The sequence below is a fragment of the Vibrio pacinii DSM 19139 genome (assembly GCF_000711795.1).
GTDB classification, from domain to species: domain Bacteria; phylum Pseudomonadota; class Gammaproteobacteria; order Enterobacterales; family Vibrionaceae; genus Vibrio; species Vibrio pacinii.
The window spans coordinates 102385-116079 of record NZ_KL543978.1 but is presented as its reverse complement, the minus strand read 5'-3'; the positions used below and the strand labels follow the sequence as shown (position 1 = coordinate 116079).

At 45.0% G+C, this 13695-nt stretch carries 13 protein-coding genes; 5 read left to right on the top strand and 8 right to left on the bottom strand.

What is annotated here, in order from left to right; translation table 11 throughout:
- Positions 1 to 41 precede the first annotated feature (41 nt).
- Together BS19_RS18580 and BS19_RS18575 are read right to left on the bottom strand one after the other, a co-directional pair.
- On the bottom strand, positions 42 to 1889 hold the full coding sequence (locus BS19_RS18580; protein ID WP_038177381.1) for a putative bifunctional diguanylate cyclase/phosphodiesterase: 1848 nt from the start codon (positions 1887 to 1889) through the stop codon (positions 42 to 44).
- 118 nt (positions 1890 to 2007) lie between these two features.
- The gene (locus tag BS19_RS18575) at positions 2008 to 2892 is read right to left on the bottom strand and encodes a LysR family transcriptional regulator (protein WP_038177380.1); all 885 of its coding nucleotides are present in this window, start codon (positions 2890 to 2892) and stop codon (positions 2008 to 2010) included.
- A 111-nt stretch (positions 2893 to 3003) separates the two neighbouring features.
- Here BS19_RS18575 and BS19_RS18570 point away from each other — a divergent pair, with 111 nt between their 5' ends.
- The 3 genes from BS19_RS18570 (at position 3004) to BS19_RS20715 (ending at position 4781) form a co-directional block, all read left to right on the top strand.
- Complete coding sequence (locus BS19_RS18570; RefSeq protein WP_038177378.1) at positions 3004 to 4182, top strand: multidrug effflux MFS transporter; 1179 nt, start codon at positions 3004 to 3006, stop codon at positions 4180 to 4182.
- Positions 4183 to 4220: 38 nt separating this feature from the next.
- Complete coding sequence (locus BS19_RS18565; RefSeq protein WP_038177377.1) at positions 4221 to 4571, top strand: hypothetical protein; 351 nt, start codon at positions 4221 to 4223, stop codon at positions 4569 to 4571.
- A gap of 75 nt (positions 4572 to 4646) precedes the next feature.
- The gene (locus BS19_RS20715; protein ID WP_281170154.1) at positions 4647 to 4781 is read left to right on the top strand and encodes a hypothetical protein; all 135 of its coding nucleotides are present in this window, start codon (positions 4647 to 4649) and stop codon (positions 4779 to 4781) included.
- 134 nt (positions 4782 to 4915) lie between these two features.
- On the opposite strand, the gene BS19_RS18560 is transcribed toward BS19_RS20715, so the two are convergent.
- Both BS19_RS18560 and BS19_RS18555 read right to left on the bottom strand, forming a co-directional pair.
- Entirely contained in the window at positions 4916 to 5515 is a 600-nt protein-coding gene (locus tag BS19_RS18560; RefSeq protein WP_038177375.1) for a glutaredoxin domain-containing protein, read from the bottom strand.
- Between the two features lie 57 nt (positions 5516 to 5572).
- On the bottom strand, positions 5573 to 6457 hold the full coding sequence (locus BS19_RS18555) for a DMT family transporter (RefSeq protein ID WP_038177374.1): 885 nt from the start codon (positions 6455 to 6457) through the stop codon (positions 5573 to 5575).
- Positions 6458 to 6702: 245 nt separating this feature from the next.
- On the opposite strand from BS19_RS18555, the gene BS19_RS18550 reads away from it, so the two are divergent.
- A complete protein-coding gene (locus BS19_RS18550) occupies positions 6703 to 8250 on the top strand; it encodes a DUF3369 domain-containing protein (RefSeq protein WP_038177373.1) in 1548 nt (515 codons plus the stop codon).
- A gap of 149 nt (positions 8251 to 8399) precedes the next feature.
- Positions 8400 to 9380 (top strand): oxygen-dependent tRNA uridine(34) hydroxylase TrhO, encoded by a 981-nt coding sequence (gene trhO / locus BS19_RS18545; RefSeq protein WP_038177372.1) that lies wholly within the window; start codon positions 8400 to 8402, stop codon positions 9378 to 9380.
- A 92-nt stretch (positions 9381 to 9472) separates the two neighbouring features.
- On the opposite strand, the gene BS19_RS18540 is transcribed toward trhO, so the two are convergent.
- The 4 genes from BS19_RS18540 to norR all read right to left on the bottom strand — a co-directional run bounded on the left by BS19_RS18540 (position 9473) and on the right by norR (position 13667).
- Positions 9473 to 10807 (bottom strand): MATE family efflux transporter, encoded by a 1335-nt coding sequence (locus BS19_RS18540; RefSeq protein ID WP_245609311.1) that lies wholly within the window; start codon positions 10805 to 10807, stop codon positions 9473 to 9475.
- A 186-nt stretch (positions 10808 to 10993) separates the two neighbouring features.
- Positions 10994 to 11602: an HAD family hydrolase gene (locus BS19_RS18535; protein WP_038177370.1), complete on the bottom strand. Its 609-nt coding sequence runs from the start codon at positions 11600 to 11602 to the stop codon at positions 10994 to 10996.
- A gap of 24 nt (positions 11603 to 11626) precedes the next feature.
- Positions 11627 to 11986: a glutaredoxin family protein gene (locus BS19_RS18530; protein WP_038177368.1), complete on the bottom strand. Its 360-nt coding sequence runs from the start codon at positions 11984 to 11986 to the stop codon at positions 11627 to 11629.
- Between the two features lie 91 nt (positions 11987 to 12077).
- Entirely contained in the window at positions 12078 to 13667 is a 1590-nt protein-coding gene (norR, locus tag BS19_RS18525; RefSeq protein WP_038177367.1) for a nitric oxide reductase transcriptional regulator NorR, read from the bottom strand.
- Positions 13668 to 13695: the final 28 nt, after the last annotated feature.

Here is a 13695-nt window from a genome sequence, read left to right as displayed (position 1 = left end):
TGACAAAGGCTAAACGGTCGCTTTCGCTTCAATTTTGTCGTTTAGCCGTTAGAGACTCGTTGTGCTTCGAGGCGGAGTAAATGCCTCTCGATAAGTTGATGGGGTTTCTCTGGACGTGAAAAATAGTAGCCCTGAATCCAAGTACAGCCCATTTGATACAATTTATCCAACGTTACTTTATCTTCAACGCCTTCAGCAACCAGAGCAACACCCAGTTGCTGAGAAAGCTGCACCATCAGCCACACCAATCGTTCGGCCGTTTCGTTGCTAAGCATATTACGAATAAAACTCGCATCAATTTTTATACAATCAATCGGGTAACTATGAATGTAATTAAGGCTTGAGTAGCCAGTGCCAAAGTCATCCAGTGCAACTTTAAAGCCTAAAAGACGTAGCTTACTCAGTATTTGTTGTACCTCGTTGGTCCGTATTAGCAGCACGGTTTCTGTTAGTTCAATGGTAAAATCTTGAGGAGAGAAGTCGTAATCTTTTAGGCAATTCATTAAATGCTGAAGGTATCGATTAGAGTTGTGAAACTCGTTCGCTGAGCAGTTAATGCTCAAACTAACTCGATGGCCTAGACCTTGCTCAAGTTCAAATTTGGCTTTACATGCTAATTCAATGATCCGCTCGCCAAGTTTGACAATCAACCCAGATTGCTCAGCGGCTTCAATGAATTCGACCGGATAGACATGCCCAAGTGCTTTGCTCTGCCAACGCGCCAAAATCTCATAATAGTCCCATTGATCGCTTTCTCTTTTGACGATAGGTTGAGCGACCACATAAATTTCACTGCTACTAATATCTCGGCTTAATTCATTACGTAGAGTATCGATGACGAGAGCGCGGCGGTGGTATTGCGCGCTCAGATGAGTGTCATAGCACTGCACATTGGTGTGCTTGGTCTGCTTACAGTCTTTAAGCGCTAAACTGGCATTGTTGAGAATTTGATCAGCCGAATGTATTTGATCGCTATTCGTCGCTAGCCCTATGCTGACATTAAACTGAATATTATGGGTGTTGTCCTGATAACCTTTGTCAAGGCGTTGGATGATCTCGTGACAGACCGCAAAGGGATCTCGCGAACGACTGATAAAAGCAAACTCATCTCCGGCGATTCGACAAGCTAAATGTTTGTCTTGAATGGATTCTTTGATGGTGGTGGCGACAAATTTAATGATCTGATCACCAATATAGTTGCCATACAAATCATTGATCGTTTTAAAGTTGTCAATATCAAGGTAGGCCAGAGTAAATTGCTGCTTATTTTCACTGATCAGTCGTTGAAGAGTATCAGACAGATAGCTGCGGTTGAGTAAACCAGTTAAATTATCGTGGGAAACTTCATAACTGAGCTGGTCGACCAAAGAGTCTGCTCGTGCGGTTAACCATTTTGCTTTGAGATGATGGGCAACAATATTGGCGATCAATTTGTGGTAGTAAGTTAACGATTCAATGTCTCGACTTGCGAGTTTGTGCGTATAGGTCGAAAGGAGAATACCTAATATCTCGCCGTTTTGGGCTTTAAGTGGGATTGCGATGTAAGATTCAATGTCATTATCAAGAATAAAAGATTCGGTACTATGCTGCTGGCAAGCCCCACTTTGACAGACAATCGCCTGCTGATTTGATTGGCTTACAAACGTGTACGCTGTACGACTGATTGGAGTAAGGCACAGACGACGATTTAATGTTTGGTCTGATGCACTGGCAATAAGATTCGATTTCGCGGTAAATTGATCCAACTCTATCACGCAGGTACAAAGTGCCCCTGAGGATTGACGCAGCTCGTGGGTGGCTTTGTTGAGTAGTTTTAGCCCATCTAAACTCAGAATATCATTAAGGGTCTCAACATTTAATGACATCTGAATCGACGTTGTCCTAACCATAATGGGTAACTCACTTATTAGTGTGGCTTGCGCCACTTATCCGTTGATTGGGTTACCTAATAAATATGGTATTAGTCGCATAGTATTGCAAACCTAAATCGATAATCCATCGATAGTGTTAGTGCTGCTCTTGTTTAAGTCTTTGTTTTAGATAGTTAAGGAAGAGCTGTGTTCGAGTATGCTGATAGTCAAGTTTAGGGTAATAAGCATAGACAATCGCCTCGTCTGCAGTGATACCCGGCAATACGCGTTTGAGCGCGCCTAATCTAAGATCTTCTTTGATCATGACGTCATTGGTCAGCAGTAATCCCATGCCACTTTTGGCCGCATAAAACAGCGCTTCAGGGTTGGTGGTCGCAAAGTTGCCACTTAAGTTGAGTTTTTGCCCGTTTGTTAGGGTGATTTCACGTTGAGTACGCTCGCCCCATATCAACATATTGTGCTGCGTAAGATCTTGAGGCTGCAAAGGTTGACCAAACTCTTCAATATAACCAGGAGACGCATAAAATCCTGCTCGATGTTCAAATAAAGGGCTGGCTTTGAAGCTAAGTGAGTTGAGTTGTTCAATTTCTCGGCTAATGAAGAGATCCAAGCTTAATGTCGGCAGTTGTCCCGGAGTCGTGGTGATCAACTGAATTCGAATATCGGGGTACATTTGCAAAAAGTCGTTGAGATACTGCACCAGAAATTTCGAACCTACCGCAAGAGTAGCGCCGATTTTGAGTAGTCCGGCTGGAGATTGCGATACCGAGCGTGTCTCGTCGAGGACCGACTGCCAACCATCAATTTGTACTTTGGCTCTTTGGTAGAACAGTGCGCCAGCTTCAGTTTGAGTGACCGAACGCGTGGTACGTTTGAGTAATTGGACACCAATTCTTTCTTCAAGCCAGTGAATGCGTTTACTGATTGCTGAGCTGGTGGTGTTGAGTTTACGTGCTGCGCCATTAAAGCTGCCTTCATCAACAACACGAATATAGCTCTGAACACTTTGCAACCAATCCATAGACCCTCCTATTAATTCCTTATGGGAACTAATTACTTTCCAATTCGATATATTATCATTTACTAGTGATTAATCTACACTGCTGACACAGGGCTAATTGGGGAGATGTGAATGAGAAAAATGCCGATCGTATTGGCGATGATGATAATTGCAACTGGCCAAGTTGGTGTGAGTATTTATCTACCTTCACTTCCTTTGATTAGTCAGACGCTAGAAGCAAGCCAGGCTGATGTGCAACTTTTGGTGACACTATTTTTGGTCGGTTTTGGGGCTTCTCAGCTATTTTATGGTCCACTCTCAGACGCGATTGGTCGTCGTCCGGTGTTTATCCTTGGGCAAGGTATTTACCTGCTTGGAACTGTGATCTGCTTGTTATTTTCTCACCATCTTGAATCACTTATTCTCGGTCGATTATTACAAGGCTTAGGGGCGGGAAGTGCGTCTGTCTTGGGGCGCAGTGTGTTGCGTGATAGCTATGATGGAGCGCAACTGACTCGCGCACTATCCTATATATCGGTCACCGCTTCGATTATGCCGATTCTTGCACCGGTCATCGGAGGCTGGCTGGCGTTTTATCTTGGCTGGCAGTCGGTATTTATGTTTGTTTTGTGCTATCTAATGGCCATTTTTACTTTAGGTTATTTTGTATTACCTGAAACCATGTCTTACGGTAAATCGCGCTTCAGTTTGCGTCAGGTCGTGTCTAATTACCGTCAATTGATTACCAGCCGACAAGTTCTGACCAGTGCGAGTTACAATTGGGTGAGTTATCTAGCAAGCTTAGTGTCATTGTCGGTGATGCCTTTTTTATTGCAACATGAGCTAGGGTTAACCGCTGCGGAATATGGTTCTATAATGATTATTCCATCGGCTGGTTTGATGATTGGTAGCTTAACCCTCAATGTACTTACCCGCTATTTATCTTCTAAGCAACTGCTTTCTATAGCGATTTCATTGTTGATGCTTGCGGGTATCTGGTTAGTATTGGCACCAGCAAGCTTGATAAACTTAGTCGCGCCTTTTACCTTACTTGCTATTGCGCAAGGCTTGTCATTCCCTATCTCGATCAGCTTATTGCTTGAGCCTCATAAACGTCAGGCGGGTGCGGTATCAGCGCTTTCGGGATCAATACAGATGTGTTTAGCCGGAGTGCTCGGTGGCTATTTGGTTGAAAGCTGGGTACACAGTCAGTATGCAATGGGCATTTTTTATCTGCTATGTGCGTGTACGATGGCTACGGTGTTGAGTTTGTCCAAGGCCAATCATAATGTGCAACAAGAGTTGGCTTGACGTACAATACGCGCAATTATCTGCGATAGAGAAATCTGATGGAATACAATCAATTTGAAGCACTGGTACTGTCACTGTGCGAGCAACAAACTTTACCTCAAGCATTGGCTATACTCAAAACTTGCGATGATCAAGAAGTGGCGCAGGCGGCAGATTCATTAACGGGTCAGTTTGCGCTGGCGGAAACTGAAGGAGCAAGACGTATTTACCATGTTACGTTGCAGGAAAACGAGCAGGGCGAAGAACAAGAGTTTGTTGAGCATGTGATGGATGAGGGTGATGATGTGATTCGTTTCGTTGCTTGGTTCTTTGAAGCGATGTTTGATGTAAAACGTAAAGATACCTACCAAGCTGCGGGTAAAACCTATCAACAACCCAAGCGTGCTTGATGATAATGTGATCTACATCTTGATTTTGTATTAAATGTGATTAAAATCACACTCCTTACTATCGAGGAGAGACTCATGAATCACGAATTAGGCAATGCATATTTAGGTCAAATGATCGCAAGACAAGCCATGCACGATGCGCTTTACGCCAAGCCTAAAGCGAAGAAAGCTTCTTTCATCAAACGCATGATGAAAAAAATGGCGAAGTAATCGCAATTGTGAACTGGCATTCATGCTCAATGATAGGGTCACGAACCTGTCTATGATTGAGCAAAACAAAGCCTCGCTAATTTAGCGAGGCTTTGTGTTTATTGGGACTTTACTTGGCTATAAAGATGACTTAGTCATAAAGAGACAACATTATCAGGAACTTTATTAAGTCCTTTCTCTTCAATCCAAGCCGCAAGGTTATCGGCACCACCGATATAATGCCCATCGAGCCAAATTTGCGGCACGGTTACTGGCGTTTTTTCGCCGATAATGGCTTTTACCTCTGGAATCATACGATACAGCGCGGCGCTGTCTTTAACTACATCGTGGTATTGGTACTCTATTCCTGCGTTATCAAGTAATTTTTTCGCTTTAACACAATAAGGGCAGGTTGCTTTACCGTAGACAATATTTCCTTTCAAGGTGTCACGTTTGGTCCACTCGGCAATCACCGATTGAACCAGCACACCGCGATTTAACGCTTCGCCTTGGCTAATGACCTTGCCCTCAACCATCACAATCGGAGCATGCCAGGAGCCGGCTTTTAAAGGTTCCCACCAGTGAGAGAGCCAATCTTTAACCTCAAGTTCAACCTCTATGCCAGCCAATTCATTCTCAAACACATCGGTTAGAATATCTTTGGTCAAGGTGCATTCCCCGCAAGGAATATTGACCTTAAAAGGGCCCCAGCTTCCTGCCCAGCGGTAAAGGGTTAATTTGATTGGATCTGCCATAGGGTTCTCTCCCGTAAATACTATGACTAATTAGAACGAACTCAGCGGTAATTTCTTTCACTTGGTTGGCTTTTTTGTTTCCCAATGGGTGATGAAGGCGACAGATGCAATGATAATTGCCGCCCCGAGCCACAAACGGCCAGGTGGTACCCAGCTAAACACCAGCCAGCCTGCCAACACATTCAACGGCAGCTTGGCGTGATCGAACGGTTGGACAAAAGAAGCATCTGCCACCGAGTATGCCTTAACAATAGCCCACTGAGCCAAAGCCGTCATCGCGCCTGCGACGATTAATACTAGCCATAGCTCACCGCCGACAGGTGTTTGCCAATCTGGCACAGCAAGTAACAGATTGAAAGGTGTGATCAAAATAAGTAGATAAACCACCATGGTAGAAGGTGAGTCGTCTGAAGAGAGTTTTTTCACCATCAGTGAGTAGCATGCCCAAAAGAACGCGGCACCAACAGGGAGTAGTGTTGCCCAACTAAAGTCGCTTGCCCAAGGTTGTAAAATGATCATTGCGCCAATGAAGCCAGTCAAGGTTGCTCCCCAACGGGCAAAACCAACCTTCTCTTTCAAGAATAATCCCGAACCAACCGTGGCGAACAAAGGTGAGGTCATCAGCAGTGCGATACCTTGCCAAATTGGTACAGGATAGGCCAAGGCCCATAACCAAAGTTGAATTCCGATCACCGAAAGAAAGACTCGAAAAACATGCATGCCTAAATGCTGAGTGCGAAGCGAACGGCGAATTCCAAGGGTTTTCAAATAGGGTAAAATAACCACCAAGGCAATCGCGTATTGAACAAGAGCGACGGTTGTTGAGGAGAGACCAAAGTTAATGCTAGCAACTTGCGCGAGACTGTTGACGATAGCAAAAGCAAAGCCTGCCGCTAGCATCCAACTCGCCCCTTGAATAGGGTGATGGTTATGGGAATTCATGTTTTAAAGGGCTGAGGAATAAGTACGCTGGATGATACGTTTTTCTGTTACGAAAATCACCTAACATGTTGTTGTGGTTATCACTTGATTAACTAGATTGCCAAACAGTCGTGAAGCAATAATACTTTTTTGCTCCGCTTGGTAATGACTGATCGGATGCGGCTATTTATATTAATCAATTAATCCATTAGTAATTTTTTTGTGCTAAACCTTAAGTATTAATATAGTTCTGGGAATGGTAAGCAATGAATTTTTTTGCGGATAAAATAACAGTAGACGATCAGACCAATACTACGCCAATAGAATCCAATAAATCGGAGCAACAGTGGAATATTCTGTTGGTTGATGATGAACAACAAATGCACCAAGTGACTAAATTAGCGCTTGCTAACTTTGAGTTTGAAGGGAAGCGATTAAATTTATTGTCGGCTTTATCGGGTGAAGAGGCCAAATTGATCTGTCGTCAAAATGACAATATTGCCCTTGCTCTGGTAGACGTTGTGATGGAATCTGAAACCGCGGGCCTCGAATTAGTGAAGTTCATCCGTAATGATCTTGGTAATAAACTGACTCGACTGGTTCTTCGTACCGGGCAAGCGGGGCAAGCACCAGAAGATGTGGTGATACGTGAATATGATATTGATGACTATAAAGAAAAAACCGAACTTACTACTCAAAAGCTTAAGACTCTGCTTTATTCTATGCTGCGCAGTTACCGTGATTTATGCTTGATTGAGGAACAGAAAGAAGGGTTGAGAAAAGTCATTGAAGCTTCCTCTTATGTTCAAAATACCGATAGTTTACAAGCTTACGCTGAAGCTGTTTTGTCACAAGTGACTTCTTTACTTAAATTGGAGAAATCGGCTTTTTACTGCCTCGTTCATCCGTTACCTCATGGTGAGGAGGCTCGTGCACTAATGTTAGCGGCTACGGGTGACTATATCGATTGTTATTCAGAATGTGCGTTTGAGCGTCTCCCTGAGTTGGTGGCCGAGCGTTGTCGACAAACACTAGCAAAAGCAAAAAGTAACAATTATGGTGATGCGTATGTGTTGTATACCCACGATGCTGATGGTGTGGAATGCTTACTGTATGTCAATGTAAATCGTGACCTTTCTGATCTAGACAAACACCTACTCGAAATCTATATGCAGAATATTGGTTTAACCTTTGAAAACCTCACCTTGTTAACCGATATCCGTGAAACATCGAAAGAGCTGGTCTTTAACCTAGCGAACGCCGTTGAGGCGCGAAGCAAAGAAACGGGAGCACATGTACAACGCGTATCGTTAATATGTGAAAAACTAGCCTTGTTATACGGTTTGCCTGAGCAAGAAGCCAAAATGATCAAGTATGCCTCTCCTCTCCATGATGTTGGCAAAGTGGCAATTCCCGATAGCATTTTACATAAACCCGGTAAGCTTGATGCTGAGGAATGGACGATTATGCAAAAACACGTAGAGTATGGCGTTGAAATCCTTAGCCACTCCAAACGTCGTTTGATCAATGTAGCCAAACAAATTGCCGGCACCCATCATGAAAAATGGGATGGCAGCGGTTATCCTAACCAATTAAGTGGCGAGTTGATTCCGGTCAGTGGGCGTGTTGCCGCGTTAGCCGATGTATTTGATGCTTTAGGGTCTAAACGCTCTTACAAACAACCTTGGACCGATGAAGCGATTATGCAAGAAATAGAAGCTCAAAAAGGTAAGCATTTTGAGCCCAAATTGGTCGAACTAATGATAGATAATTGGGGTGATTTCATCGCCATCCGAAATTCACTCCCGGATTGATATGACACATGCGTTAGGATCGCATTCTGATGTGGACGCTAATATCCTCAATAATTGTCCGTATTTGTCCTTGCGACACTTGGTTATACTCGCTGCGATTAAAACCAAAAGCTCTGGATTTACGATCCAAGTCGCTATAAGGAAAAGAAATGACAGATTACGTAGTATGTGCCTTGTATAAGTTTGTGCGCCTTGAAGATTATGTTGAACTTCGTCAGTCGCTAAAAGCGTTGATGGAAAAGCATCAAATACGCGGTACTTTATTGCTGGCTAGTGAAGGGATAAACGGCACCGTTGCTTCGACTCGAGAAGGCATTGATGCTCTCATTGTTTGGTTCAAACAGGACGCGCGATTAGCTGATATTGTGTACAAAGAATCATTTGAAGCCACTCAGCCTTTTAACCGTAGCAAAGTGAAACTAAAAAAAGAAATTGTCACATTAGGTGTGGAAGGCATTGATCCTCGCCATGTGGTGGGTACTTACGTTAAACCGAATGAGTGGAACGATCTTATCTCTGACCCTGAAGTGTTTGTTGTCGATACTCGTAATGATTACGAAATTGAAATAGGCACCTTCAAAAACGCAGTCAATCCCAAAACGGCAACCTTCCGTGAGTTCCCAGAGTACGTTGCTGAAAACATGGATCCAACCAAACACAAAAAAGTTGCGATGTTCTGTACCGGCGGTATTCGTTGCGAGAAATCGACGGCTTACATGAAAGAGCAAGGCTTTGAAGAGGTTTACCATCTTGAAGGCGGTATTCTGAAGTATCTTGAAGAGGTGCCAGAAGAAAAGAGCATGTGGCAAGGCGATTGCTATGTGTTTGATGGCCGAGTTGCGGTTAACCACCAGTTAGAGAAAAGTGAGTATGAGATGTGTAACGCATGTCGCTTGCCAATCACTCAGCAAGATATCGAATCCGAGGCGTTTGAGAAAGGTGTGAGTTGCCCTAAGTGTATCGACAAGCATACTGATGAGCAGAAAGCACGTTTCCGTGAACGCGAAAAACAAGTTCAATTGGCAAATGCGCGTGGAGAAACTCATGTGGGTGGTGAAGCGGATCAATTGATTGCGCAGCGCCGACAAGAGAAACTGGCCCGTAAAGAGCAGCAAAGAAAATCAAAATAGCCAAATTGGCAGCTAGCCATCTTCGATAAGCGATTTAATAAATGCCGTTCACATTTGTGTTCGGCATTTTTTATTGTGTTAACAACGGCTATTTATTGAACAAAGAGCAATTTTTGCTCTATCTGGCGGAGCGCTTTTTGGTACATCAACCAAGCGGTGGCCCCCGCCAATATGTTGCCAATAAACGCGCCCCAGAACAGGCCTTCGATACCACCCCATTGTGACCCTAACCATAAGCATGGCAGGAAGAAGGCAAACAAGCGCAGTGCTGAGATGGTCAGCGCGGTATAAGACTTGCCCAGAGCATTTGAGACAGAGACCATCAACATACAGATGCCAAGTGGGCCTAAACTAAATGGCACCACCATTAAGTGATAGTTGAGAATGTTGCCTACTTGCGACTCGCTGGTCATAAGATTGGCGAGTAATCCTGAGCTGATTAACGTGATCAGGCCGATAACGAGTTGGAACCCTATCACAAACTGAGCCGCTATCGAGACCAGTTTACGAATGTCAGCGAGATTATTTTGTCCAAGACGTTTGCCGATCATTGGTGGCATCGACATCGTCAGTGCCAGTACTGCGACGATAGCAAAAAACTCATAGCGCGATCCCAATGCCCATGCTGCAACCGCTGCAGTGCCGTAGCTTGCGAGTAGTTTGGTCGCTAGCATCGAAGATAATGGCGGCAGCAATTGGCTCACCATCGCAGGTCCCATAATATGGCTGATTGAACGAAGACTGTCAGCGACATTAAGATCGCTCCAGTCAAAGCTCATCCACTGCTTGCGCGCCACTTTAGGTGCAACGAACAAGATGCCGATACCAAACGCGAGGATGGTCGCGATGGCCGCGCCATTGATGCCTAGATCGAACGTAAAGATGAAGATCGGGTCGAGTATTAGATTGAGAGCGCTGGTGACCATCATCATCGTGCCCGGCAACATGGTATTGCCATTGGCGCGACAAAGACTATAGAAGAAGTACAGCACTGCACCTGTCCAAGAGCTTACCAACCAGTAAATCCAATAGCTGTCAATAATCGCAAAGACACTTTGTGGGGCGCTAAGCAGTAGTAAAATCGGCTCGCGTAACAGGTATAGGCTGATGCAAATCAAAGCAACGCCGATACTGCCGAGCGCGACCACCAAGCCGCCGAGTTGTTTCGCATAACGATCGTCACCGGCTCCAATGGCCTTAGCGATTACGGCGGTAGTGGCAATGCCTAATCCGACTTGAATACCGATGATCACCATTTGTATCGGTAGGGTAAACCCCTGAGCAGCAAGCGGTAATACCCCTAGTTGACCGATAAAGGCACTGTCAACCAATTGAAAACTCATCAAAGACAGCACACCAAACAGCATCGGCCATGTCATTTTGAACAGTTGCTGTCTCAGCGAAGAAGAGGAAGAGGTGTTTGTCATAGCCATGCTACCGTTAAGGTTTTTTATTTGGGAAAACAAATAACCGAGACATAAGAGCCTCGGTTAAATCGATACTTACAACATCGTTACGCTGTCGCCCATTTTCAAGGGGCTGGCGAACTTTAATCGTCGGTTTAGCGATGAAGTGTTTAAATCTTAGTGGGTGTCGCCGATGGTATATAGGATTCAAATACGCTGAGCAAATCTCGTTTCTAGGTCAGTTAGATGCTCAATCACTAGTGATGCATGTGCGGTAAATGGGCTTGCGTTACCATGGGTGACTAAACACGAGGGCATATCGGCGTTGAAAGCTGCTTGCAGATCGTACAGATAGTCGCCGACATACAAGATCTGGTGCCTACCTATTTGCCATTCGTTAGCCAACGAAATCAACGCATCGGGTGCAGGCTTAGGTGGATAATGTTCACGTGTAATTACGCGTTGAATATTCAACTGATTATGGGCCATTTTTTGTTGAGTCGCTTCGGCACAATTACGGGTAATAACGGCTGTGTGTAGCTGATTACTGTCAATGAAATTAAGCAACGAGTGACAGCCAGGCATCGGTTGAGACGTTTGGGCGTCTTGCAGTTCGTGATCAAGAATAAGCTGATGCGCTTTGCTTGCGGTGTCTGGACAATCGATTTTTTCAACAAAAGAGAGCAGATCGTTGTCTTGTGGACAGCCAATTTGCTCTCTAAGCCATGAGAAGTTCATGTCGGACGTAACCAAAGTATTATCGAGATCAAACACAATAGCTTGGATATGCGAAATATTGAGTGGAACGTATGACATAGGCACTTCCTAATGGGCTTGAAGTTAAGCGAACTCTCGCTCTAAGTAGGCAACAATGTCTGAAGATTCATACATCCATTCGACTTTGTCGTCTTTTGCAATTCTTAGGCAAGGGACTTTTACTTTGCCACCACCCGCTTCTAACTCTGCGCGGTGTGTCGGATTATTTTTGGCATCGCGCAATTCGATATTGACCGATTGACGCTTCATGGCACGGCGGACTTTGACGCAGAAGGGACAAGCATCGAACTGATACAGAGCGAGAGATTGAGCTTTGCTGTCTGCTACCTGTTGCTGCTGCGTTGAGCGCTTGACGCCACTTGGTGAAAAAATAAAGTTGAGTAAAAGGATCACGCGTCCTAAAAACCAGCGGATAAACTTCATAACCATCCTATTTGTTGAGCTTGTTTGACTATTTGAGTAACTATTAGGTTACGTATTGTATCTGAGATGTGATCATTTCGGTACAGCAAACTCAGCTCACCTTGATTTGATGTTGGGTCGTCACCTGTATTCCCAGTCGTTTCGCCAATCGGGTTAAATTAGCTCGATCGGTTTTCAGCGCTCGAGCCGCTTTAGCCCAATTGAATCCCGCTTTTGTTAACGCTGCTAACACCAGTTGACGTTGGTATTGATCGGTTGATTCTCTAAGGCCTAATTCGGGATCTAACGTATGCGTTGCAACGTGTGTTTTGCTGGGGGCTGAAGAGGCAAGATTAGCCAGCGATTGCAGTTCGCCAATATCTTCGACAGACACGGTAATGAGTGTCCCTTGATGGCGGCGAGCACGGGCTTTAAGTGCTGCGCGATTGATCACGTGCTCAAGCTCGCGGACATTGCCCGGCCAGTTATAATTCGAGAGCAGCCATTGCGCGTCTTTACCGAGCTTAAGCTGGACAATACCTAGTTTTCGCCTAGCTTGTTCCAAGAAATAACCCGCTAATAGCACGCTGTCTTCGTCGCGCTCTCTCAGGGGGGGCACTGTAATGGGATAGACACTTAAACGATGGTAAAGATCCGATCGGAAGTGGCCTTTATCAATCTCCTGCTTAAGGTCGCGGTTGGTGGCAGCAAGCACACGAACATCAATGGTTTCGACCTTGTCTTGTCCCACAGGTTGGATCTCGTTGTTTTGCAGCGCACGTAAGATTTTACTTTGTGCGGCAAGGGGCAGTTCGCCAATTTCATCAAGAAACAGGGTTCCGCCATCGGCAAGAGCAAACTTACCAAGACGAGACTTATCTGCTCCGGTGAAAGCGCCTCGAACGTGGCCAAACAGCTCACTTTCAACCAAGTTTTCCGGTATTGCAGCGCAATTGACATAGACCATAGGCTGCTTTCTGCGTGGTGACAGATGATGAAGGCTGCGGGCAACTAATTCTTTACCTACCCCCGTTTCGCCGTGAATTAGAATATTGAAGTTGGATGGGGCAACCACTTCGATATCAGCTTTTAGCGCCTGTATGGCTGCGCTATCACCGATGATTTCGCCGCCATCACGTTCCCACGCCTCTTCATTGAGCTCTTCGAATCGTTGCTGAGTTTGCTTCGCTTGGTGCTCAAGTTGGCTTACGGTAAGCGCCACTTTAAGCGTTGAAGCTGCAATGGCAGACAAGGCATCTAAGCTGCGACTCGGAAAGTGATCAAATGCACCTGGAGTTAAACTGTCCAGCGTTAAGACCCCTAGTAACTTATCGGCATAATAAAGTGGCAAGCCCATGCATGAGTGCATCGGAAGATCGCCGTCATGGTCGATCAATAGATTATCAAATGGGTCGGGTAACTCGCAGTCAGAGTCAAATCTAACCGTTGTTTTCGATGCACAAATATGTGCGAACCTAGGGTGTTGGTCTATCTTATAACGACGCCCTAATGTATCTCGGGTTAAACCTTGCATCGCGAGAGGGACTAAGGTGTCCCCTTGCAGCGAAAGTAGCGCAACGCAATCGCACTGAATCGCTTTACGAATAGCATCAAGAAGGTTGTTGAAACGATCCTGATCATTGTCTCCGCGAGCGAGACTGATTGTCATGTCAATAAGTGTTGAAACAGAGATATCTTGCATACAGTACCAAGAGATGAGGCGAGCGAGC